This window comes from Paenibacillus sp. Root52, assembly GCF_001426865.1.
Taxonomy (GTDB): Bacteria; Bacillota; Bacilli; order Paenibacillales; family Paenibacillaceae; genus Paenibacillus.
Genome location: NZ_LMFO01000001.1, coordinates 42583 through 67461, shown reverse-complemented (window position 1 = coordinate 67461; position 24879 = coordinate 42583). Strand labels below are relative to the sequence as shown.

General features: G+C 42.5%; 25 protein-coding genes. 4 read left to right on the top strand and 21 right to left on the bottom strand.

The window, feature by feature from the left end:
* Positions 1-4: 4 nt before the first annotated feature.
* The 9 genes from ASD24_RS00320 to ASD24_RS00280 all read right to left on the bottom strand — a co-directional run bounded on the left by ASD24_RS00320 (position 5) and on the right by ASD24_RS00280 (position 10672).
* On the bottom strand, positions 5-430 hold the full coding sequence (locus ASD24_RS00320) for a chemotaxis protein CheW (protein ID WP_056689793.1): 426 nt from the start codon (positions 428-430) through the stop codon (positions 5-7).
* Between the two features lie 23 nt (positions 431-453).
* Positions 454-2043, bottom strand: a complete 1590-nt coding sequence (locus ASD24_RS00315) for a methyl-accepting chemotaxis protein (protein ID WP_056689790.1) — start codon at positions 2041-2043, stop codon at positions 454-456.
* 544 nt (positions 2044-2587) lie between these two features.
* Positions 2588-3286: a hypothetical protein gene (locus ASD24_RS00310; protein ID WP_056689787.1), complete on the bottom strand. Its 699-nt coding sequence runs from the start codon at positions 3284-3286 to the stop codon at positions 2588-2590.
* Between the two features lie 223 nt (positions 3287-3509).
* Positions 3510-4103 (bottom strand): cupin domain-containing protein, encoded by a 594-nt coding sequence (locus ASD24_RS00305; RefSeq protein WP_056689784.1) that lies wholly within the window; start codon positions 4101-4103, stop codon positions 3510-3512.
* A 195-nt stretch (positions 4104-4298) separates the two neighbouring features.
* Positions 4299-5372 carry an ankyrin repeat domain-containing protein gene (locus tag ASD24_RS00300; RefSeq protein WP_056689781.1) on the bottom strand — a complete coding sequence of 358 codons (1074 nt, stop codon included), beginning with the start codon at positions 5370-5372 and terminating at the stop codon, positions 4299-4301.
* A 145-nt stretch (positions 5373-5517) separates the two neighbouring features.
* A complete protein-coding gene (locus tag ASD24_RS00295) occupies positions 5518-6843 on the bottom strand; it encodes an MFS transporter (protein ID WP_056689778.1) in 1326 nt (441 codons plus the stop codon).
* Positions 6844-6858: 15 nt separating this feature from the next.
* The gene (locus ASD24_RS00290) at positions 6859-7497 is read right to left on the bottom strand and encodes a TetR/AcrR family transcriptional regulator (RefSeq protein WP_056689774.1); all 639 of its coding nucleotides are present in this window, start codon (positions 7495-7497) and stop codon (positions 6859-6861) included.
* Between the two features lie 62 nt (positions 7498-7559).
* Entirely contained in the window at positions 7560-8324 is a 765-nt protein-coding gene (locus ASD24_RS00285; RefSeq protein ID WP_056689771.1) for an ABC transporter ATP-binding protein, read from the bottom strand.
* Between the two features lie 11 nt (positions 8325-8335).
* Positions 8336-10672 (bottom strand): ABC transporter permease, encoded by a 2337-nt coding sequence (locus ASD24_RS00280; RefSeq protein WP_056689768.1) that lies wholly within the window; start codon positions 10670-10672, stop codon positions 8336-8338.
* Between the two features lie 366 nt (positions 10673-11038).
* Between ASD24_RS00280 and ASD24_RS00275 the strand changes: the two genes are divergently transcribed.
* Positions 11039-12034 (top strand): serine hydrolase domain-containing protein, encoded by a 996-nt coding sequence (locus tag ASD24_RS00275; protein WP_235540244.1) that lies wholly within the window; start codon positions 11039-11041, stop codon positions 12032-12034.
* A 140-nt stretch (positions 12035-12174) separates the two neighbouring features.
* Here ASD24_RS00275 and ASD24_RS00270 read toward each other — a convergent pair whose 3' ends face one another.
* Both ASD24_RS00270 and ASD24_RS00265 read right to left on the bottom strand, forming a co-directional pair.
* Positions 12175-13200, bottom strand: a complete 1026-nt coding sequence (locus ASD24_RS00270; protein WP_056689762.1) for a serine hydrolase domain-containing protein — start codon at positions 13198-13200, stop codon at positions 12175-12177.
* Positions 13201-13250: 50 nt separating this feature from the next.
* A complete protein-coding gene (locus ASD24_RS00265; protein WP_056689759.1) occupies positions 13251-13937 on the bottom strand; it encodes a DUF1361 domain-containing protein in 687 nt (228 codons plus the stop codon).
* Positions 13938-14075: 138 nt separating this feature from the next.
* Here ASD24_RS00265 and ASD24_RS00260 point away from each other — a divergent pair, with 138 nt between their 5' ends.
* Both ASD24_RS00260 and ASD24_RS00255 read left to right on the top strand, forming a co-directional pair.
* Entirely contained in the window at positions 14076-14717 is a 642-nt protein-coding gene (locus ASD24_RS00260; RefSeq protein ID WP_056689757.1) for a spore coat protein, read from the top strand.
* Between the two features lie 279 nt (positions 14718-14996).
* Positions 14997-15959, top strand: coding sequence for a hypothetical protein (locus ASD24_RS00255; protein WP_056689754.1), 963 nt, complete (start codon positions 14997-14999; stop codon positions 15957-15959).
* Positions 15960-16074: 115 nt separating this feature from the next.
* On the opposite strand, the gene ASD24_RS00250 is transcribed toward ASD24_RS00255, so the two are convergent.
* From ASD24_RS00250 to ASD24_RS00235, 4 genes are all read right to left on the bottom strand, one after another.
* Positions 16075-17010: a sigma-70 family RNA polymerase sigma factor gene (locus tag ASD24_RS00250; protein ID WP_056689751.1), complete on the bottom strand. Its 936-nt coding sequence runs from the start codon at positions 17008-17010 to the stop codon at positions 16075-16077.
* A 48-nt stretch (positions 17011-17058) separates the two neighbouring features.
* Entirely contained in the window at positions 17059-17505 is a 447-nt protein-coding gene (locus tag ASD24_RS00245) for a carboxymuconolactone decarboxylase family protein (protein ID WP_056689748.1), read from the bottom strand.
* A gap of 93 nt (positions 17506-17598) precedes the next feature.
* Entirely contained in the window at positions 17599-18378 is a 780-nt protein-coding gene (locus ASD24_RS00240; protein ID WP_235540242.1) for a cupin domain-containing protein, read from the bottom strand.
* 146 nt (positions 18379-18524) lie between these two features.
* Positions 18525-19607 (bottom strand): leucine-rich repeat domain-containing protein, encoded by a 1083-nt coding sequence (locus ASD24_RS00235; RefSeq protein WP_056689745.1) that lies wholly within the window; start codon positions 19605-19607, stop codon positions 18525-18527.
* Between the two features lie 107 nt (positions 19608-19714).
* On the opposite strand from ASD24_RS00235, the gene ASD24_RS30640 reads away from it, so the two are divergent.
* A complete protein-coding gene (locus tag ASD24_RS30640; protein WP_056689742.1) occupies positions 19715-20122 on the top strand; it encodes a hypothetical protein in 408 nt (135 codons plus the stop codon).
* A gap of 55 nt (positions 20123-20177) precedes the next feature.
* On the opposite strand, the gene ASD24_RS00225 is transcribed toward ASD24_RS30640, so the two are convergent.
* From ASD24_RS00225 to ASD24_RS00200, 6 genes are read right to left on the bottom strand one after another with little or no spacing between them, the layout of a single operon-like run.
* A complete protein-coding gene (locus tag ASD24_RS00225) occupies positions 20178-20789 on the bottom strand; it encodes an SMI1/KNR4 family protein (RefSeq protein WP_235540240.1) in 612 nt (203 codons plus the stop codon).
* Positions 20790-20810: 21 nt separating this feature from the next.
* On the bottom strand, positions 20811-22112 hold the full coding sequence (locus ASD24_RS00220) for a hypothetical protein (protein ID WP_056689739.1): 1302 nt from the start codon (positions 22110-22112) through the stop codon (positions 20811-20813).
* 4 nt (positions 22113-22116) lie between these two features.
* Positions 22117-22872 carry an SMI1/KNR4 family protein gene (locus ASD24_RS00215; RefSeq protein WP_056689736.1) on the bottom strand — a complete coding sequence of 252 codons (756 nt, stop codon included), beginning with the start codon at positions 22870-22872 and terminating at the stop codon, positions 22117-22119.
* Between the two features lie 48 nt (positions 22873-22920).
* A complete protein-coding gene (locus tag ASD24_RS00210; RefSeq protein ID WP_056689733.1) occupies positions 22921-23478 on the bottom strand; it encodes a hypothetical protein in 558 nt (185 codons plus the stop codon).
* Positions 23475-24131, bottom strand: coding sequence for a hypothetical protein (locus ASD24_RS00205; RefSeq protein WP_056689730.1), 657 nt, complete (start codon positions 24129-24131; stop codon positions 23475-23477). Before ASD24_RS00205 ends, ASD24_RS00210 begins: the two co-directional genes overlap by 4 nt.
* Before the next feature lie 32 nt (positions 24132-24163).
* Positions 24164-24772, bottom strand: a complete 609-nt coding sequence (locus ASD24_RS00200; RefSeq protein ID WP_056689727.1) for a hypothetical protein — start codon at positions 24770-24772, stop codon at positions 24164-24166.
* Positions 24773-24879: the final 107 nt, after the last annotated feature.

The following is a 24879-nucleotide window of genomic DNA, read 5'->3' as shown; positions in this document are numbered from 1 at the left end:
CTCCCTATCCGCCCAATATCTCTTCTAATTTCAAAATGCCCACGAGTTGGTCTTCACGTTGCCCAACACCAAGAAAGACGGCTTCTCGGCTTCGGGCATGTCCACTGGTCGGAGGATGAATCTCATTATACGTAGTCACTTTATTGACTTTGTCTACGATAAGTCCCACATATTCATCCTGATAACGGACAACAATAATTCGTGTTGATCTTGTATCCGGCTCGTCAGGCATTCCTAACAGATTGCGTAAACTCACTACGCATACAACCTTGCCTCTAAGATTGACTACTCCTTTTACCTCCGGACGGCTGTAAGGAATGTCGGTAATACTGAGCATTTTAATAATTTCATGAATCTCTTCGATTCGGATCGCGCAGGTTTCAGCCCCAACGGATAGTTCAATGTATTGCTCTTGCTGAAGTGAAGACATCTGGTCACCTCTGTTTGGTTTGATTATTGAGTCTTAAATGCAGATGCGGAATGAGACAGTTCTTCAGCCAAGTGTGCTAGTGATTGACATGTTGCTGCAGTTTCTTCTGAAGCCGCAGCGGACTCTTCACTAGATGCTGAGATCGATTCAACAGAACTCATCACTTCTGCCGCCTGTGCCGCTTCCTCTTCACATGCAGCTGCAATTTCGTTCACTTTGTGTGAAGAATTATTGACCATCTCAATAATCTGATCAAATGCCTGCCCTGTCATAGAGGACTGCTCTACGCTATCTGCTACAGCGCGTACACTCTGTCTCGTGTTTTCTTGCATCACTTTAATAATGTTCGTGATCTCTTTTGTTGCTTCGCCGCTTCGCTCTGCAAGTTTACGTACTTCATCGGCTACAACAGCAAACCCACGGCCTTGCTCCCCTGCCCGTGCCGCTTCAATAGCTGCGTTCAGCGCAAGTAGATTCGTCTGCTCTGCAATATCGTCGATCACTTCAATGATGTCACCAATTTTGCGAGAATCTTCTTCTAACTGTGACATTTTAAGATTTACAGCCTGCATGCCTTCCAGTGAAGTTTGCACGACATGTCCACCTTCACGGGCTGTTTTCACGGTATCATTAGACAGCTCTGCTGCTTCTTCAGCACTTGCTGCAACCGAGTTAATGGCAAGGGAAAGTTCCTTGAACAGTTCAGAAATATTCGCTGCTTCGCTCGATTGACTTGTGCTTGTGCTTGCAATTTCTTGTGTACTTGCTGAGATTTGCTCAGATGATGCCGCAACACTTTGAGAGTTTATAACAATGCTGTCAATCAATGTTTTCAAGTTATCGACCATACGATTCAGGGCTTGGGCTAGTTGACCTACTTCATCACGGCTTGAAATATCTGACTTGAGGGTCAGATTACCGTTAGACACTTCCCTTGCCAATTCCACCATGGACAATAACGGTTTGGAAATGGAACGTGAAATAATATATCCGATTAAAATACTAAACGTCACTGCGAGAACAACTAAAATGATTGTTACCATAAAGGAGGCGGAATAAGCCGCTTCTGATTTTGAATTTGCTTCTTCAGCTAGACTTATATTAATATTCATTAAATCTTGCAGTACTTGTACCACACCATCACCAGGAGGTTTTAAAGTTTCTCTAAGGAATCTCGTGAATTCAGCGTTGTTGTCACTTAAAGCTATCTGTGTTCCTTGGTCGTACAAGGTTAAATAATTTGGATACTGTGTATCAAAGTTTCGAAGTAGATCGCTTTCTTGTGGAGTAGTTGCTAAAGCGCGGTAATTATTGATGTGATCGTCCAGCGTTTGACGAATTGAGGCGATGTTATCCATAATTCTTGTTTGTTCAGCATCAATGGATTCAGTGTTTAGGTCGCGCACACCTACACGCATACGCTGATAATCTACTTGTGCTGCTGATAGTTCTTTTACAGACATAAGATTGTTATTATACATTTCTTGCATTCGTTCGTTCGTACTTCTCAATGTAATCACTGAATAAATCCCGAGTGCTGCCAAAATCATGGACACAATTAAGAATGCTGAAATAATCTTTGTTGCTGTTTTCAAATTACCGAACCACTTCATCTAATCTCCTCCTAGGCATCTTCGTGTCCAGTTATGTATTTATTTGCGTCTGTAACCCCTTCCCCCGGGCAACGCTCTAGACAACTTACGATTTATTTCGACATTACTATCAAAAATGTGAATAGAAGATTTGCATTTATTAAATATTTCACTAATACGAAAAAAATAAAGGATTCTACAGTACCTTTCTTTTTGTAAAAGAAAATCTAAATATTCATATTATTAATCACTAATCGTTCGCAATTACGAAAATATAAACAACTATTAAATTTATTAACATTTTTAATATATCTGTAATTCATCTAATGTAAGGTATTTAGAATCACTTATACCAAGTACAAAGACCTATATACACTCAAAGCAAAGCCTGTGTTCAAATTAGTGGGTTTGCATTTCTGTGACTTTGGATTCAGGCCGCAATTTCAAATTTCATCCAATTGAGATTATATCTTCATAGATGACAAAAAAATCAAACTCTTCTAAAGAGTTTGATTCTCTGTTCTTATAATTTAATGGTATATATGAATTGAGCTTAACTATCCAACTAAGATGAAGAAGACGAAGATTGTTCAAACAAATGTTCCAGTTCTGTTAATCGGCTCTTAATTCGCTGTGGAATTAGTGCAAACAGCCTGTCCCATGACATGAATGTTTCCAGCTTCAATGGATATTCTTCAAATACCATGGTGGGTATAAACGATTTACTTAATAGATAATTCCGCACACGGGCATCGATCTCTGCATTCGTTTCAAAATAGTCCTGGAATAGCTCATTGACTAACAAACCATCACACCCAGCCTTCACTCCTGCTGCACTATATAAGTCTGGCAACAGCTCAAATACGATAGGTAAAGGTGAAAATGCATGCTTGCCCGGTTGTGAATACAGAATCACCTGATTGTTCACAACATTGATTCGATCCTTCAACATGCCTCGGAGTACTTTACCATGAAAACTGGCTTCACAATCCACGACTTCGCCATCGTGACCAACATAGATCCATACATGCTCCATTTCATACAAATGTCCAATCTCATAATCCCACCAGATGGCATATTCAATAACGTATTGCACAGCCTCCACGGGAAAATCGATCTCTCTTCTAAATGATGGAGATGCCCCGGGACGTTCCAACAGTGAGATTCCTACAAAGTCAGGATAAAAGGGTTCATTCATATCAAACATTAGAACTGGTGCATATTTCGCAGCGATTTCGAGCATTTCTGCCTCTTTCATTGCCATAGTTTAGCCCTCCACTTTCTATGTTGATGAAGTATATAGTTGGACAACAAATGATATATGCAAACTATTCTAACAGAGAATTATGTACGTGTTAATGGATTTACTTAAGACCATGTTACCGTTTCTGAACCAGCTCTACATGATAAAACACAAGAAAAAGGACCCGTATCTGGAAGACGCTCCAGTTCACGAGTCTATGTACTACGATGCAAATATGTGAGAATTACGCTTTCGATGATTTGTCTGATTTTAATGTTTTGGATGGTTGACTAGTCTGATCGTAAGCTGGCTCTACACAACCAATCGGTGGACCAAGAATTGCATCATTTTGAATGGAGGCAACGGCTTTGGCATAGGCTTCCTCGTCGATACAATACGCGCGATGCGCCACCTCAGGCGGTGTTGCTGCGAGGAAATCAGCACCAAGCACAATGTCAGGTGTTGGCACATCAAAAATAGTGAGCAAATGCACATCATCTGTATCTGCTACAAACCAGTGAAACCACCCTTTGGGAAAAATCGCCACTTGCCCGGGTATTAGATGGTAACTGATTCGTTTACGGGTAAATGGGTCAAATACGGAGGTTGTTATCTCTCCGCTAATTAACACAATCATCTCTGTTGTATTCGTGTGCCAGTGTGGCTGTACAATAATACCTTTACTCATGTGTACGTTGAAGAAACCATTTTTGATGGTAGGTAGCTGTTCTCCAAACAACTGAGTTACATAATTTCGTGGATCCCGCTTGTAGTACAACAGGGCTGTAGAATCCCCTGCTAACTGTACGTTCGGGGCTTGTAATATCGGATCGATCATGCCGTTTCCTCCTTCTGCACATTCATCTCATTGTGTACTTTATGTTGCGTATAGCGATTTTAAGCCTAGAAAAATGGAAAACATCCGAGTTCTTAATATCCCACCATTTGTAAATAGAAAAAAGTCTGGTTAATAAACCAGACTTCGCTGAACTTCTTCTCTAAATGGCTGAAACTTAAAACATATTCGAATCGATCAGAGCTGATTCATGTAGTTCGCAATTAAAGTTCCCGGATCAGCCAAAAATGCATCAAGCACAGCAACATTCTCGTACTCTTGGTGTTCAATATCATAGAATCCAAGACACTTCTTGCTAGGATGCCATACCATCATTAAGTGCGAGTATTGATCCAATTCAGATGAGATCCGTAGCAGCTTCTGTCTACCCATTTTCATCTCAACCGTATCTACCAGATTAAATATTTCAACATATTGAACGTTGGACTCGTTCTCAGCAATTTCAATGCGCCGTGGTGCTTCGGATAGAAAAGTGATTAATTCCTTCGGCAACTTGTATGGCTTCAACGCTAACAACTTATTGCTGATGTCATGGAACTCCTTTGGTTCGAGAGATTTCAGATACTCGGCCATTTCTTCATTTTTTTGACTAAGCGCAATGGTGTATGCCCGTTCACCGTCCTTCTCCTGGATCGTAACATCCGCGCCCTGTTCTACCAAATATCGAACCATCTTCATGTTATTAGATCGTGCCGCTACCGTGAGAGGCGTCGCTTTGTACGGATAGACCATATCTGGCTCATTATAATTGATATCTACCCCTTCACGCAGTAAATACTCGAGGGTCTTCATATCGTGATCAGCTACTGCTTTACGTAAAGTCTTCCCACCAAATTTGCGAATATCTAATCCGAGTTCATGAAGGAGGGGTATGTTCTTTTTGTTACCGTAATAGGCTTCATCATACGCGCTTGATTTCACACGGTTAAGTCCGTTTAATTTCGCACCATTCTCGTACAAATACCGAACCATCTCTTCCCCACAACATCTCACTGCCTTCAGCATCGCCGGATTATTTTTGGCATTCAGGTTAACACCGTGCGAGACCAACAACCTGACCACTGCAGGCTGATTGCAGATTAGAGCGAGATCGATGGGTGTCATAGCGGTATATTGACTAAGTACAATCTCAGTTTCCAGATCCATGCCTTGTTTAATGAACTCTTCTACTGCAGCGGTATCTCCTTGGTAAATGGCCAGAGCTTGATCCGGCAATGTTTTGAATGTTCCTTGATTTCCGATTTTGAACATTGGTGTAACCTCCTACAAGCGAAGTGAAAATTTCCATATTCTCTCTCACAAGTTTATCACGTTATCTCTAGTGATTGAATGGTTACAACTGAACCAATCCAGTAGCCTGCCTTTTAAGCAAACCAATAATCCATCTACGATGCCTTCAATCCTGCATTATACCTACAGGCTCCCCCGGTACCATCTCCATACCTTGCTCTAGAAGCTTAATCGGCTTTAACCGAGAAGTGATAGCAGCCATAATGACCACAAACACTCCCCCAATAATAAATAACAAAGCAATACCTCTGCCAGAACCAACACCAATAATAGAACCTACGGTCGAAGAAAGAGCTCCCCCTTCAATAAGCAACGGGTTGAACACATGATCTGCCAGGAAACCCGCAAGACTATAAGAAACGATAAATCCGAGTTGCGATAGAATTCCGATAATGCCCCATACTCTGCCCTGCTTTTCATTAGCAATATTATTACGCACCAGCACATCAGCACTCATATTCACAAAAGGAAGTGTACCTAGGAACAAGAATCCGGCAAAGATAATAAAGTAAAGATTCGTTGATATCCCTATAAGAGAAAACGAGATACCTAACATAACTAAGCCAATAACTAATACCTTGGCATATTTCTTCGTCATTGTAAAAATACCAATACACAGGCTGCTAATCAGCATACCGATTGCACTAATGGATTGAAACATTCCTAGCGTCCTTGTATCTGAGAACGATAATATCATTGGACCGATGAGTGTTTCCAAGAATCCAAGATAGAACGTAACAATCGAAATAATAATGACGAGCAGCAGCACACCCTTGTTCGTAGTCACTTCGACCCAGCCTTCGATAAGATCTGTGAACCAAGGCTTCTTCTCCCTACCCGCTCGATCCACTCTGGCACTTCTGCGAATGCCAAGTACCGCTAGAATGGCTATAAGGAAGGTTAACATATTAATGATTAAAATAACTTCAATCGAAGTGATGGTAAGTAAAATGCCTGCAATAATCGGTGATAACAAAAATTTGGAGGATTCAGCAAGCTGTAACAAGCCACTGCCTCTGGAAAATTGCTCTTTCGTCAACAGATCGGTAGCCGAAGCCTTATAAGCAGGACTTTGAATAGCGGAGAATACAGAACTGAATGCAACGCCAACATAAATGTGCCACAGCTCGATACTTCCTATTATGAACATGGATAGAATAAAGAGTATCCCTATCGCAGACCCTAAGTCTCCAATAATCATCATCGTACGACGATCATATCGATCCGCAAGCACACCTCCGATTGGACGCAATACGATATTGGGTAAAAAGGTGAACAATGTAATTAGAGCTACCGCAGTCGCTGTACTCGTTTGTTCAAAAGCGTACACACCAAGCGAAAATGCCGTTAGACCAATGCCAATTGTCGAGATCAGCTGTCCAAACCATACGATTAGAAATTTACCAAATGATTGATGTTCGGTGAGTTCCATAGGATTACCCCTCCGCTAATTTGATTCATTCGGGCGATATCTCTCGATGATATACGAGAAACTTCCTTTTTCCGCACCAAGTGTACATTCCAGAATATACATAAACGCTTCGACTTTGCGTTGCAGTTCCTCCTCTGTCCACTGAAATATGCCTTGATCCAATAAAAACTGTGAAGAGACCAGCAAAAACTCAACCACTTCTCTTGGCGCCGGTGTATGGAACACCCCTTCCCGAATGCCTTGTTCAATCACTTCTGTCAAGATCGGACTGAGTTGCAGAATCGTTTCCACCAGACTTTTCTGATGCATCTCTACGTTATGGACTTGGTGTAATTCTTCGATAAATTGTTCCTTGTTGCCTACATCCTGTCCTTGAGCAGTAATAATGTTAAAAATCTTCGTATGTGCATCCAAAGAATCGTCTTCGGCTATTCGCTTCGCTGCATTTACACCAACGGCGATAAAGCGCATCACAACGGCATTCATAACCTCTTCTTTGGATTGAAAATAATGATAAAACGTACCTTTGGCGATGTTCACCGCCTGTAAAATATCAATGATCGTTGTTTGGGTATAGCCTTTTGAAATAAATAAAGCCTCGGCTGCGTCCAATATTTCATTCCGACGTTCTTCAGGATTTTTAATGATCCTCACGTGCACAACCTCCAATTACAGTAGACCGACTGTCGGTCTATTGTAGTCATGTTTATGTTCATTTAGAACCCTTGTTCCGTGAGCCATTCAGACAGTACCGACTCTCTTGCTTTGATGTCCTGCTGCTTGTTATATTTTCCAATGTTACACTCAGCTACGAGTTTACCATCCAGCATAAATAATACTCTCTGGGATCTGACTGCTACCTTAACATCATGAGTTACAATCATAATCGTTGTTCCTGCAGCATTAATATTGTCTAGGATATCCATGATCTCGGCAGTTGTCCTTGAGTTCAGCGCTCCTGTTGGCTCATCGCCAAACAAAATATCTGGATTGTTAATTAACGCTCGACAGATCGAGATACGCTGCAATTGTCCTCCCGAAGCCTGTGTAATATTATGACTAGCCAGCTCATCTACTCCCATTTGTTTCATTAATCTGAGCGCTCTAGCACGGATAACCTCTTTACTACTATTCTTAGCTAAATAAGCCGATAAGACAACATTGTCGAGCAAGTTCAAGTTTTTCAACAGATGACTATGCTGGAAAATGAATCCCATCTTATTCAACCGCAGCTTCGCTAATTTTTTCTCAGGTAACGCAGAGATCTTCTCTCCTGCAAAATAAACACTTCCTTCACTAACCTGATCCATACCGCTGATATTATATAGTAATGTAGATTTGCCAGAACCCGAAGGACCCATAACGGTGACAAACTCACCTTGTCTTACTTGCAGATTAATATCTTTAAGAATCTGGTGTTCCTCGTGCTGATGAACCGTATGCGACTTATTCACATGTCTGGCTTCCAATATCACTGTCATATTCATTCTCCTTATTCAACAATCATTTGGACAATGCTAGCTTCTCGGATGGATTGAATACTGAGCAGAGCAGCTATGGTGATGGCACTCGCCAACAATAGCGGGCATAGGATGTACGCTTGCCATGGATTGATGACAAACTCAATATGGGAGGCTCCGAATGAGGACATAATGGCACTGATGATCCATGGCCCAACCGTATTGGCTAGAACCGTTCCAGCAAGTACGCCGATGCTTAATAAAATGAGTGTAATCGTGACATATTTTAGTTTTATGTTAGAGAGAGCGAAGCCCAAGCTTCGTAAGATGGCAATATCTCCGTGATCCTTGGCAACAAGCATTCTGAGGAATAACGATGTAATGAGAATGGAGACCAACAGGGACACAATAAGTACAGCTATCGTCACTCGTTTCAACTGATCAATAGTGCCACCAAGTGTTTGATGTAAATACCCCTGTAAATCGGTGACCTTTGCCGGTGCAAATGCCTGCTCATACGCAACAATCTTATCCCTAATCTGACTTGCATCCTTAAGATCCAAACTAACCACATACCAGAGCACACGATCCTTGTCATACGGCAGTAGTGCTTTTGCGGTCTTCCCACCGTTCGTGACATCCTGATATACTCCGCTGACAATCACTGTTTTCTCCCGACCTTCTACTATAAGCACAAGAGGATCGCCTACCTTTTTGTCCATCTCACGACTGTTGGTATCAGATAACGCAATCTCATTATCAGTTTTGGGAGCCGAGCCACTCAGGTAAGACAAGGGAAAAATATTGAAGTCTCCTGTCTCGACGCTTAAGTGGTCATAGCCTCCTTCATTGTTACGTACGTTGAATTGGCTTGTTACAAGGGGTGAATATTGCAGCACATCGTTGTCCGTCCGCACATGTTCGAGTAATTCCGTGTATCGCTGCTCTACATCTTCGGAATAACGCAGATCAATACGAATGTCACTCTGGCCGACACCCATATATGAAATAAAACTAGGTGCCCGCAAGGTATTCAGGAAATTAACAGGGACAATAATGATGATTGTGCTTACTGTAAACACCAGCAATATCAGTTGGAACATCCGTTTACGCTGAATCACATCTTGTAACGCCAGGAAAATGGGAACAGAACGTGACCACCGGCTAGTAGATAAACTTAGCTTCATTGTGGAAATATTCGTATCGCCAAGGCTTCCTGACCGCAGCCCTTCAATTGCAGAGATCTGATTGAAACGACGGAGCACTAAGATGCAGCATCCTAGGACAATAGCAAAAATAGCAGCGACGGCGAATAAGGAAAGTGCTTCATTCAGCCATGTTGTGGGAGCTATTCCCATGTACAGCATGATATTGGACGTGAACAGCCTATTCACAAATATCGAGGATAGGTAACCCACAATACATGCCAGACCCGCTATAACGACATATTTGCTTAAATATAACGTTCGAATATCACGTCCAGATATGCCGATCGCTTTCATAACACTGATCTCCCGATAATCTTCTTCAATCGTAGCCAGCATCGTGAACCGTATACAACAGATTGCGATCACAATTAGAATTAAACTGACCATGATAATTACTGCTGCAACAACCCCGTCTGTCAGTGCATTCAGCAATTGAAACAAACTATAGGTGACTAGTGGCCCTGAATTGGGTAGACCTGCATGTTGATAAGTCTGAATGAATTCGTTCGTTTTACTCGGATCTAGAAGTCGAAATTCAATGAGATACTCCGTCTCTCCAGTATTATGTTGAATCATTTGAAAGTCATGAGTGCTAATCACAAACCGTTTGGAATGAATTATTGAAGGATTCATCTGTGCATCTCGAACAAAATCTACGATTCGGAAGGATCGGTTGAACGTACCGTTTTGAATAACGACATGGTCTCCAAGTTGTAGCTGTTTCTCCTGTAGGTAATACACCGGGACGGCAATCTCCCCGTTATTCACCTGAACCTTTTCATTGTTCATATTAAGTAAATAATCAAAGTCCTTATTTTGAACAACAAAATCCATATCCATAATGCTGCCCTTCTCGGACTCTGCTCCAAAGTAAACATGGGAACCATCGACATTAATCATGTCTACAATCTGATATTGATCCACGAGTTCATTTGCTTGCGTCCACTCATTAACCTTGTACCTATCCAATTCCCCAGAATGCATCTGCACCACATGCGGAGTTTTGGATTGCGTAAATAGATGTTCGATTGAATGGGTTAACTCGATGATCATTCGGGTGCCGGAAGCGACTAATATGGCCGCCAATAGAACAAAAATAAATAAAGTCAGCGTAATTCCTTTTTTTCGCCTAAATTCATTTTGCAGCATCCGTGCTAGCATGATTGTTCATTTCTCCTTTGCCTGATTTCACGTAGATACTCGTTCGGAGCATGATATGTAACTTCTACGTTTATTCGCTGAACCACCTCGTTCCATTTGTAGTTATTTTCCAGTGTATCAATAAGAAGGAGAATTGAAATCAGTCTCCAGTCCAGGTTGATGATCATGCCTGAGGATGGCGGAGCATTGATTCGTGGGGGATCAGCTGAAGTTTAATCTGGTGATGCTATACGTTGAAAAGGCTCTTCTTATTGAGCTTCGCTTCAATCCTATGCTAAGATAATGGACATTCCTATGCGATATCATTGATTATGACTAAAACCAAGCGATAGAGAGGACACTATGAATCTTTCATCTATACATGACATGTTACATTCAATCATTCCTGCACTAGACCTGAGAAGCTGTCTCGTCAGTGTACAGGGAGAATTGATCTATCAGCATTATCGTAACGAAGAAGCCAAGACGCGTATAGCCAAAATTAATTCCTGCACGAAGAGTGTGCTCTCCGCACTCGTCTGCATGGCGATGGATCAGGGTAAGATTCCGGACGCATCAACCCCGCTCTCGTTCTTCTTCCCAGAAGTTCAGACTGATGCAGATGCAAGAAAACCACAGATCACACTTGAACAATTATTAACGATGACCGCTGGATTCAACTGGGATGAGTTCGGAGGACAGAATTCGTTTCCACGTATGACAAGGACGGATCATTGGGTTCATTTTGCATTGGAACAGACCTTAAGCCATACACCAGGTACACACATGGAATATAATTCTGGCGTATCCCAGATCTTATCAGCGATTCTGATGCAGCAAACCGGTATGAGCGTTAATACATTTGCTGAACGTTATTTATTTGACCCACTGGAGATTACTGACTATGAATGGGAGAGTGATCCTCAAGGCGTGCACACCGGTGGCTTCGGTCTTAAGATGCTTCCTGCGGATTTACTTAAGTTCGGTCAATTGTTCCTGCAGAAAGGTCAGTGGAATGGGACAACCTTGATCACGCATGATCTAGTGAATCGCTCTACTACACCTGCGATCGCGGTCTCCCCTCCTAATCACGGATATTATGCCTGGCATTGGTGGGTAGATACCTGTTCGGCAGAGTCTGCTCGGTTCATCGAGGATGTGCTTCCTACAGACATACAATCAACGACAGCAATTGCTCCTTCAGACCTTGCATTACCATCGTTGAACTACTATTACGCTCGAGGATTTGGCGGTCAATTCGTATATATCGTGCCAGCGCTTGAACTGGTTGTAGTGCTGACCAACGATAAACGCAAAAAAGAGAAGCCTCCTTTGGATGTGTTTCCAAGGTTGATTGCTCCTCAATTGTTGCGATATCTATAGAGACTGTTTCAAATGTTACTTACCATACAAAGAACCCTCAATCTCGTTAGGAATGACCTACTGGGTTGAGGGCTCTTCTGCTAAGTATGATATATATACGTTTTAGAACGAAATGATTTCTACTCCTATTATGCTCTCCATCAAACTAATAGTGATTCTTCAATAGCCAGCGTGACTGGGTATGGCCCCCACTCTTGATTTGATAATACAACGAGTTGAATGCCTTGTACTGGGTACACAGAAGACATGAATGACACCCCGGGATCGAATCCCATGACATGATACTTGAAGATGTCTTCCCCTTTCTGATCAATCCAGATTCCCCGTCCGTAATATTCTTCATCCTCTTGATGCGAATACGGAATGAGAAGTTTCCGAGTACTCTCCTCTGTTAATAACTTGTATCCTAACAACGCATGCCAGAAATGAATCATATCCTGCGCTGTAATATACGCCCCGCCATCAGACCCACCTTGGATCGGGATCGAGAAAATGTTCGTATTCCACGTACCTTCTTCCTGATCAACATAACCAATGGCCGTGTTAGGAGGTAACTGATCCGTCCGAAAATAACCAGAATCCTTCATGCCGCTTGGTTTGAAAATATGTGACTCCACATATTCAGTGAAGGATTGTCCGGATTGTTGTTCAACAATGAGTCCTAGCACAATATAACCGGCATTATTATAGTGGAAGCGTTCGCCCGGTGCAGATTTCATCGCTAAGTTCTGGAACATTGGCAAAAAGTCACGTAATTGTTGCATCATATAGACCGGCCGTTCCTGCCATAGCTCCGCGAAATCCTCCATGACTTCTTCATCGAAGTAATCAGGGATGCCCGCAGTATGGGTCAATAACTGATGAACTGTAATCTCTTTATCCCACAAAGGAAATTCAATGTTAAGTACATCTACTAGTCGACTCTCGTAGGAGAATTTCCCCTGCTCAATTAACTGACATATACTTACCGCGGTAAAAACTTTACATCCAGAGGCGATTCCGAATCGGGTATCACTTGTATTCGAGATCTGTTCGCTACGATTGGCATATCCGCGAGCCTTCGAGAAGAGTGTTTTCCCGTTTTGCTGTAATAACACTACACCGGAAAAATCTTTTTTCTCCATGACTTCCTCCACCTTACGTGCTACATCCGTTATACTAGTCATTTCATCATCCTCCAATCATCCTTTTCACACTCCAACTGCATCTCATTCATTCAACTACTCTGTCGTGTAGTTCTTGTGTTAATCAGATAATACAGTGTTGCATAGATGGTCAGAATAAACACGCCAAAGAACATACAGAAGGCTAGGGATGGACGGCTTACACTTTCTTGCATCAATGCGATGAGTGCGGAACGGTTCGTTAACGCATCCCAACTGTTTAATCTGTATACTCGTCCAAGGAGTACACCATAGCTTCCCAACGCACACCCTGCCAATACAAAGATCCAAGAAGCCATCCGCCCAACTCTCTTATAGATCACTTCCTGTAGCTGATACATGGAGAGGAATCCAAGCAATAGTCCAACCCAGACAAACATGAGCACCACAATCAAGTCGTACCAATACGTGAAGTTCAGACCATTACCACCATAATATCGCGAGCTTCGTGCCGTCAGGTGAACGAGATCTGTTACGATATAAGATGAATTCGGGAAAAATAACAGCCATAATAGACCACTTGCAATGGCAAGCCAGATCGCACCTTTCCATTTCACATAGCTGAACACATATGCTACATAGGAGAAGATAAACGGAATCCAGCCCAAAAATAGATTCCAGATCAAAAACCGAAAATATCTCTGATCAAGCCAAGCTGCAGTAGCGTAATGCAAACCTACCGTCACAACAGTAACTATACTTAGATAAATAAATATTTTGATGTAGTTCAGTTCTCTCAATGATCTTCCTCCACTTGACATTCAACTAAAATTTCAGAACTCTTCCAACAATGATTATGATTCCTCCTACAATACATAATTTGGCTGGAAATAAACATAATAGAATCATACCATTTCCCAAAGGAGAATTAAATTCACATGAATCAAAATCAAATCAATCCTACAAATCATGCTAACCCAGGGTTTATCCCTGCATTAAACCATGGCGGACATGAATTGTTTGATGTGCATGAAGTGTTAACCTGTGCGATTAACGTTCTAGATCAATACATGATCTTCAGAACATTTGTATTGGATACCGAATTGCTCGATATATTGGATCGCCAATACAACTTTATGTTGTCACAGTACAACTTGACCGCAGAATGCTTCGCTACAGGACAGAAACCTTCCCAAGAGACCGCAACCTATATGATTCCTAATATGACTCCGCCTGTGTATGGACTTAAGCCATCTGCACCTAAGAAACCCAACCAGTCCCTAGCCGATGTGAAAGATGCTGGAATTAGCAGTCACATGTTAGGTCTTATTAAATCTCACGCTTCATTGCTGGCGATGTCTTCCTCTGAAATTACTAACCCAACGGTACGACGTGTAGTTGCATCACAGGTACAGCAATTTGTTGAAATGGCTTATGAGATTTTTATGTATCAGAACCAACGTGGTTACTATCAAGTGCCACAACTTAACGCAAACGATACACAGCAGATGCTTCAAGCTTATGTACCTGCAACTGGGGCTCCACAAATGCCTCGTAGTAACAACGCACCACTCCAATAAATAGATAAATAATTAAATAAATAAATAATCAAAAGATAATAGTACAAATAACGAAAGAGCAGTCCACACAACCTCTAAGGTTGTCCGAGGGCTGCTCTTTTGTCTCTTTTCAGAAACGAGATCGTAGGTATAAAGAGTACGCACTTGATTGGTTTACCAAAAACTGGTTTAATCAAAGAAAACCATAAGCACTGCTTGAAGATTTGCTCCCCCCTAAGGTTTCCATACACAAAAATCTCGTTATTCATTCACACAATTTTCATCATGGGAGGTATTAGAGTGAAATTAAACGCTTCAATTAAACTGGGTATTCTTGCGCTAACTTTAGGATGTACCACTGTGGGTGCAGTACTGTCTACTCCACAAGCCGCATGGGCAGCACCCGTCCCAGATTCCAAAGCAGTATACCATCAGTTCCAGAAATATTGGAAAAATGCTGTGAAGTCATCAGCCAGTCTAATTCAGGCACGTAAATATCTGCTTAATCATGTACATGAGGTTAATACAAGGCAGGCTACCTTGATGACGATGCAACTGGAATCGGTTCAGACTATTAAATTGGCGGAAATCGATGAGAAAATATACACTGTGCCTGTGCAAACGGCTATCTCAGAAGCGCATGAAAATATAGGATATGATAAGAAACTAACTTACAGCAGCTTGCTCAAAGAGATCAAAGACCCAGCGACCCGTAAGTTATTACAGGAAGCTTCTGATCTCGGTTACAAACTCGAGACTAGTGAAGGCATTTATTATCCGATTATTAATTATGAAGCTTACAAAAAACTTCAACCTTACGTAACTTCCGACATCGCTGCATATATTAATATCATGGCTACTGAATCGAATCAGGCTTCGACCTCAGATGCTGCCCTCATCATCCCTTGGGGCGAACTGATCCAGCGCACATTAGCCATGGAGGCCTTTTTGAATGCATACCCACAATCCAGCCGCACGACACCGGTTGAGAATTTGTTATATTTGTATGTACATTTTTTATTTTATGGAAGTGATAATACACCGGCATACGACTGGTTCACCGAGGATGAGATCCGCACATTGATCCCTGAAGTGAAACAGGCATATGAGAAAGCATTAGCGAAAAGGGAACCTAACACAAAAAGCGAAATACTCGATAGTTTAGAACAGGTGCTGTTTCTTCTGGAACAACATAATGACAGGCTTACGCCTGACATCCAAGCTACGATAGAATCCATCCTGGATCGATATTCTCCAGAGTAACTACACATGGTTTGATGTAAAAAAAAGCGGCATAGACTCCACTCCAATTAAAATGGGTGAGTTGCCGCTTTCTTCAAATTTACACACAAACTTTCCAAGGCAATATGCTACCATGCTATATTTCATGCGCCTTCACAACAATCGACCTCAGCTTGTCCGGATTCACCATCAGGTACACTCCCCTAATCCGTTCTCCATTCGAGTCAAGCTCCAGACACAGCACTTCTGTTATTTGTCCATCGTCCAGTAAAGCTAACTGTAGCTCTCCATTTATTTGTGTGGGAACCCATTGTCGTGAACGTAAACGAGTCAGCACTCTGCGCGAAGTGAGCAGTGCCAGTACACCTTTGTAAACCTTCATCGATCTCATGACTGTATGCACACGTCCACCGCCATCCGCAGTAAACACAGGCTCTTCAGCAAGCATTTCCATCATTGCATGAACATCATAATTGAGAAAAGCGGTAGTAAAACGTGCAAGCATCTGCTCTTGAGCCTTGTTCGTCGTCTGTACTCTTGTCACAGAGGATAGATCCTGTGGTAAATTTCGCTTCGCACGGCTGAAAATCTGACGGCAGTTGCTTTCACTTTTACCAAGCCAATCTGCAATGGTCTGATAGTCGTACTGGAATGCCTCACGAAGTACAAAAACCGCACGCTCTATTGGCGAAAGACACTCTAACATGACGAGGTATGCGTATGAGATCATCTCTTTCTGCTCCACTGCCATTTCTAAGCCAGTTCCCAGATCCGAAAGTGGCTCGGGTAACCATTCTCCAATATAACTTTCGCGTTGATTGCGAGCAGAATTCAATACATTTAAGCTCCGGTTCACCACGAGTTTGGCTATATACGACTTCGGATTATGAATTACCGTGGAAGGTTGACTTTGAAGGCCAGTGAAACAATCATGCACAATGTCTTCGGCCTCAACAACACTGCCAAGCATACGATACGCGACTGCGAATGCATAAGATTTGTAACGTGCATACAGTTCACCAACTTCCAGAGAAGACACTTCTGGTTCATTGGGGAGTGGATTGGAATTCATATGAACGGCCTCCTCTGGCGGATGGTTTCAATATTCAAGTATCTCGTTTTAATTAAAGCATCCTGGGTACATTCCGGTTGTAATTGCAATTCGGTTCCAGCTATTAATTGTATTAATTGCCATGATGAGATCCACTAGTTCTGCTTCACTGAAGTGTTCTCGGACTTTATTAATCAACTCTGTTGGCACACCTTGATGCGAAATCTCAGTCACCGTTTCAGCAAGCTCCAGCATAACACGTTCTTTTTCTGTAAACAAAGGCACTTCGCGCCATACACTTAAGAGCAGAATATGATCTGCATAATCCCCCAATTTCAACAGGTCTTTAGCGTGCATATCTAGGCAAAAGGAACAACCATTCAGTTGAGATACCCGGATTTTTAGCAACTCGTATAAAACCTTGTCCTCTATTTGACCAGATACATACTGTTCAAGTGCCATCATCGCTTTATACGCACTTGGGTTCACTTTTCTATAGTTCAATCTTAATTTCATGTCATTCGCCTCCGTAAATTGGTGTACAACCTGAAGACAAATGAAGAGCTAAATCTGTGACAAAATTCTCAGTTTTTTATCAAAATGATGTGATCAGTACCTCCAACCGTTACCAATCAACTGCCGTTGCATCGTATATGGCGTATAGTTCGAAGTCGGCAACATATAAGACGCATTGGGCAGATGTTCATATGCTGGGTTCACAGCATCTCCGTACGAATGCTCTCCGTGAAGAGAAGTCTGTAATTGGACATAAGGCTGGACATTTACGTGAGGCGGGTTGTTTGGTTGGTTGTTCGGTTGCCATACAGGGTTGGAAGAGGTAGAGACATCTGCTACGCAATCTGCGGGTGGGCCAATAAATACGGTCTTCTGGATTGGAGCCAAGGTTGCCTGGACTTGTGCCTCATCTAGACAATACGTATGAGCAAGTACACTCGGAGGTGTAAGGCGTAGAATATCTGAACCAAAAATAGCTTCAGGCACCGGTGCATCAAAAATCGCCAGTAAGTGTGTATCATCTACAGTCGCAATTTCGTAGTGCCACCAGCCTTGCGGTACATTCGCCACTTGACCGGGAGTAATCGGAAAATTCAACAATTCGTTCGTAAATGGATTGATGAGGGAGACAACAGCTGCACCACTAATACAATAGACCAGTTCAGTTGCATTCTGATGAACATGAGGCTCTACCACGTTGCTCGTACTGAGAAAAATATCTAACAATGAGGTATTGCCGAGGGTATTTAACTGTTGAATGGAGAGGGAATTAATATAATTTTGTTCGTCTTTCTTAAATAGTAAATTTCGGTTCACATCATAGGTGAATTCAGTATTCGGTGACGTGTAATCCATATTAGAGGTTGCCAACATTTAACGCCTGCCCTTCATTCTACGGTTAGGTGAAAACCTATACGCCAGCTTATGTCATCAGCCTATATTCGTGAGCCCAATTCTGTCCGTTGAATAGAAACGACAAAACCCTCTGAATAGAACACGTCTATCAGAGGGTAGTTATGTTACTCTATTTCTTCTTCAGTCAGCAGAGCTTCTTCACTCAGACCAAGAGAATGTCCACTCAAGCTCACATGTTCTAACCAGTGCATCCGAGACACGACATCAGGGGTTCCTTCAATCAGACTATTGGTGATATTTAACAACTTCAGCTTCTTGAGATTCTCAAGCTCTGGAGGCAGCTCCCGAATACCTGAATAACTTATGCTCAAACTCACTAACTCTGTCAGATTACCAATCTCAGCAGGTAAATGTCTTAGCTCCAGTTCATGCTTAGGCTTGGGCTTCCATCCAGGTTCGACATGAAATGCACTGCCACCATATATGGTAAGCTCCTTGAGCTGAGTAAGCTTCCCAATATCTTGCGGGATGCCCTTCAGATCTGCCGTCATAATGGTCAACTTCTCTAGTGCGGTCAGTTCGAAGAATGCCGGGGGCAGCTCACTCACATGTTGTTCAAAAACTTCGAGTTCCTTCAATTGTGTGAGCTCACGAATGCGATCTGGAATTTCGGATAACAGATAGCCGGTAATATTTAGACGATCCGTCTGGTGTTGAATGGCGTCATCTAGGAAGCAATCAAACTGCTCATGCCTTTGTAATTTGAAAAATAAGCCGGGAATGCGCTCCATTAACTTGCTCGCTTCTTCCTCCGTAATTCCCATGCCATACATTCCTTCATGTGCTACGGTATAAAAGTAATCGCTGCCATCTTCTTTAAGAAAACAGAGATCATCAGGTAATGACGGATACAACCAATCTCCAAATCGAGTAGCCTCTTGCTTAAGCACCTGCCCAGACTCTGGGGTGCATGAATATATGTAATAACTGCCGCTGGAGTACATCGCATGACTATCTATCTTATTATTGTACATGAAACGCTCTCTTACCATGGCCTCATCCATTGTGAAAACTTCAATTAGATAGGGCTCCAATTGTTCTAAAACTTGAGCAACCCGTTTAGGAGGATCATCTATTGCATACCCTCGATCTACGATCAAGAAGCGATCGGTCTTCTCTATTAATTCATCAATGATTTGATCATAGGTATTTTCTCTTGGATCGGTATATAGGGATACAGTTGTCATTCAATTCCTCCTCCATTTTTTTGCTCGTACTGAAGTTTATTTAGTGTCATGAGCATGCACTCAGGCATAGGCTGATATCATCATTTAATTATTGGGAGGCACAAAACATGGCATACGATCCACGCTCTGTTCAGTACCCTGCACCTACAGGTTATCCTTATCCTTATTATCCACCAACTCCGCCGCCACCTTATCCATATCCTTATCCGTACCCACCCTTCTTCCCCATTCCGCTCCCTTATCCAATCGGAGGCGGTCCATGGTGGCACGGTGGTTATCCAGGCGGTGGGTATCCGGGTGGTCCTCACGGTGGAGGACCAGGCGGAGGCTACCCAGGGGGGCCTCATGGTGGGGGACCGGGCGGCGGCTACCCAGGAGGCCCTCATGGTGGGGGACCAGGCGGTTTCTACCCAGGGGGCCCTCATGGTGGAGGACCGGGTGGCGGCTACCCAGGGGGTCCTCATGGTGGAGGACCGGGCGGAGGATTTCACGGTCACCGCTTCTTCCAGTGGTAAAATAACCGATCGCTCACAGACAGGAGCTACTTGATGTAGCTCCTGTCTTCGTTCGTCAATAATCGACTTCATCCTTCAAACTGAGATTTCGATTGGATGCTTCAAGCAGTTCTTCGAATGATTCGTTAAGATAATAGACAAAATCCGGATCATGCACATACATAATAATCTGACCATACTTCCCCTTCTCTGTGGGATCAAAATCCAGCATGATGTACAGTGAACCACCTGCCATCGTTGCAAAGGGTATCCATTGTTTATGGAATAAAAATGGTTTGATCTCCGGGTCAAGCTTGCGAATCTCTTCCTCAGAGTAAAACTCCTCCAACTTTTCATCCACTTCACAAAAGTACCGCTTGGTCTCACGAATTTCATCCAAGGACATTAGATAAAATGGAGTACTCCGCTGTTCATCTGCATCCCCAGGATACAACATATGAAATCCGTAACCACTGCCATTTTTACGTTCATAAAATGCACGAAAATCCGCAGGAAATTTAATACTAAAATCCGCTTCAAATGCCTCCAAACTCTGCTTGGAGTCACCATCGATCTGTTTATACTGTTGGTACAATTCATTAATCTCTTCATCCACCACTTTAACATCTAACAATTGATGCAAAGCATCCATTAACCCGTCGATCCTAGATTGTACGTCTAATTTCAACAGAAGTCCTCCTTCTTCGTCCTACCAGCGCAGCGGTTCTTCTCCTCGCCATAACACATAACGCTCGCGTTCACGAATCGTGCCTGTGCCGATGCCGTAATCGTCCATTGCTTCTGAAGTTAAATCAAGGATATGCAGCATGCCACTGTATGTACCTACTGCAAGCTTGGATTGATCAGGCGATACCACGATGGACGAGATCGTGCCGCCTACAAAATGACGCCATATTTCCTGTCCCTGATTATCCACACAACGCAGATAACCATATGCATCTCCAATCACAATGCCTTGGTGAGTCTCCGCAGAGGCATACACACGCGCATTTTCATCCACAATAGGCCAATCTTCTTTCTTCTCATTGACCTCCACCTCGTCTAGTTTAACCTGGATCGTAGCACCGTTATAAAAGTGACATGCATTAAACCAAACGTTACGGTTATCTTTAGTGAAGATAGCATGATGCGGGTAACTCATTTCCGGATATAACGAATACGTATGATTCTGTTGTCGATCCAGGAGCATGTGGTTACTTACCTGACTGCCAAAGGCAATCCAGCGACCATTCTCTGAAACTGCCGCATGACCCATGTCGATTTGAGTATCTTCCAATTCATATTCTTGAATTTCCGACGGATCAGGGTGCAGCAGGGATACTTGGGATTGTTCGATGAGATGAACACCATATGTGGACAAAATAAGAAGAGATTGTCCTTCGTTGAATGGAATTAGCTCTATAAGTGAACGTTCAGGATATTCGCAATCTGCCAGCGACTCGATCTGAGGCAGCGTGTTATGAAGGCTAGACTGAATATCTTCCCAACGATACATAGCAAGCTCTTGGCCTTGTAGCTGACGATCAGGGCTTCGAATGATTCGAATAACTGCTTCATCTGCTAATGCATAATCCATGCCATTCGGGGAGCATCCCGCAAAATGATAATGAGGAGATGCAACTAGTCCTTGTGAATCCGCGGTGTAAACGACGCCGTTCTGCGTATGAGCCCCAATATTAAATACAACGCCATCTTGCGCAATAAATCCAACAACTTGCACGGCCTGCATCACAGACTGAAATTGTTCACTCATAGGCCATGAAGCAGGAGGCAATTCAGATCGTAGACGTAGCACATCCCCTTGCGCATTAGCCTGTTTTACCATCTCCCAGACTTTAGTACTAAGACTGGATCGATCATCATTCTCAAGCTCAGATTCATCTGGACTCTCACCAGCCATACTTTTGCGTACAAATTCATTTACAAGTTGTGCATATCGTCTACCTTCTTGACGCCACTGTTGTGCAATCTTCTCATCTAACCAACTCAAATGATCATTCCTCCACTCCACCTATATGTATAGGGCGACAATGATGTGCGATTAAGAACAAATGCAGGTCATGGTCTCTGCCCTCTGACTCACCTGTTTCTTCATAGAACATGGCGACTTCTCTGCCATAGGCATAATTAAAACGCAGATAACCACCAATAGATACCATAAATAATATACATCTATGCTCATTCTCCACTACAGCATCCCATTTGAACTCCTTTTTGCAGCATTGCGCCAATTCCAATAAGGACTTACCTTGCTCACCATCCTCAAAATGATAAAATGTATGGTGCCGTAATTCATTCCATGGTTCAAAATAATGCGGGGTTAATGGCTTGTCTTGTTGATAATAACCACAGTATATACGATCCAACAGCTCACTTAATTCTGCACCATCACCCTCACAAGCCCACAACGTGATATGTTCATCATGACGCGGAAGCCAAAGCAATCCCTCGACCTGAGGGTGAACTGCCAAGAAATCTCCATCCACTGAACTTCCGATACTAACGCATTCCTGCAGTTGGTGCTGACTTATTGGTGTCTCTTCTGTATGAATCCAGAAGTCATATTCAACAAAAGGAGCTAGCACGTCTTGATCGGGCCGCTGTATATTCATCCAGCCGGTGTAAGTACCCTCTCCATATTGCTCAAGCCATCTGCGATAGGATGAAGGTAATGAGATGTTATGTTGTTCTTCGAAATGGTTCAGTTCTTCAGCAGATACAGGCTTCATTGCTTGAGATACAATGTACATATGATACATCTCCCTATCATCAGATCATGCTATTTACGTAATAACATCCTAGGCCAATTCTTCTTGAACAATCTCCGTTGAGACCCCTTTGCGGTTAGTAATCTGAATGGCAAACGCGTCATATCCATTACGCTTGACTAACTCAAAATTCATGCGTTCTCCCGTAATCAGTTCATAGGTTCCATCTTCATGAACATCTTCCCCAAACTCATCATCATATGGAACATTGTAGTATGCGGTTAAGTACACTTCAAAAATATCCTCTCCTTCTACGTCCAGATAAGGACGCAAAGGCCTATTTATAAGTTTATCCTCAGCATACGTCTCACATAGCATGGCATCATATCCATGTTTGGCAGCATCAAATAACAGATAACGTTCTCCAGTTACAGTATGCTCTGCATATACAAGTAATGGTGTCGAATCATGCCAACTTATCAGATCATCATCGATCAAGTCACCATAATAAAAAATATGAAACTTGTCGTGACCATCTGGCGTTTGTACTTTTCCATTCCATTCTACTTCATGAGCTTGTTCCTTCTTCAATGTCTGTACCAACCCTTCGAGATAGGCTGGCCCTTGTTGTACTCCTAATTCATTCATGATCTCGCCTCCGGTTTATTCATTCGAATGGAAACAATCTTACGTTCCTCATCCACGGTTAATTGAATATCAATATGAAGTTGATCCCGGAACAATGCCGTTATATTAAGATACGGGTCACGGGCTGCCTTACTGCTTCCATTTCCGTTCGATCGGGTCATGCCTTGATGAATAATGGACTGAACCAGCCTGCCATCGCCTTTGCCTGTTTTTTCATATGTATAGATCAGTTGACCATCGTGATTGAACACCTTCACTATAGGTATGAAGTCATTGGCATTATGATATTGCTGCTCTTCGTTGACATAATTCATTGCGTCAGATGAATAGTTTATTTGTCCCGCCAGATAAGGGTTTGTATCATTCGCCTCAATCTCATATTCTTGGTAGGCTAATTGAAACAAATTTTGAAGACCACTTGCATCAATACGATAGTAAAATTGACGGTTCTCCTCAGCTTTGTCCATCGCAGCATAACCATTAATTAGTGGCCAAGTCGCATAAGATTTGCCGTTCACTTCAATAGCTAAGGCATAATCTGACAGCACTTTCTCTTTCTGAAAAACACCATAACTTTGCATGATAAAAAATGCTGGAATACATAACATAGCAAAAATAAAAACAAAAATAGACAGTGATACTCTTTTTTTCATTAGTAAACCTCCACCACAATATCTCTTGCAAGTTATCCTGTTTTATACTGCAGCTTCGTTAGTGTTCGAACAACCTGCTCTCGATTCTTAGCATTTTTCATATAAGCAGGGATCGCATGCGAGGCCGTTTTCATAGGTGAATTGGCAGGTTTCACTCGCAAATCTGCAGAGATATAAGCAATGAGATAATTCAAATGCTCGCGATTGACTGCCCAAACGTGCTTGCCTCTTACCTGATCGAGAAAGTACAGCTCCATACCAAAGATCGATTCTCGCCCTTCCCGAATTTCTGGATAATACCCTCGATGTGTCTCTCGACGATACAACAGAGCTTGATTGCCTTTACCACAATGCGGACACTCCACATGCGCTGATTGGTGAGGTGTTCTTTTCTCATCCGTGACTTGCACATTGAACCATCGTTCACATAAGACACAAGTTCCCTTGGCATCATAACGATAGCTTGGTTCTTCCGCACCTTGAGCATAACAATTGGAACACGCCCACACCAACCGATCATCTGACTTAGAAATAACCGCATGCCCACCACATTCCTTACATTTAACGTCGATCTGCTTCCCCCGATGAAGTAGATAATAAAAATTGTACTTATATGCACCTTCATCTTCGAAACGTTTCATTTCATTTCCACCTTTCACCAATTCTCTATTTAAATTATATGTAACTCAACTACGTAGTACAAGAAACGCCCTCTTCTAATTCAACTTTTTCTCTTTCTATGACTCAA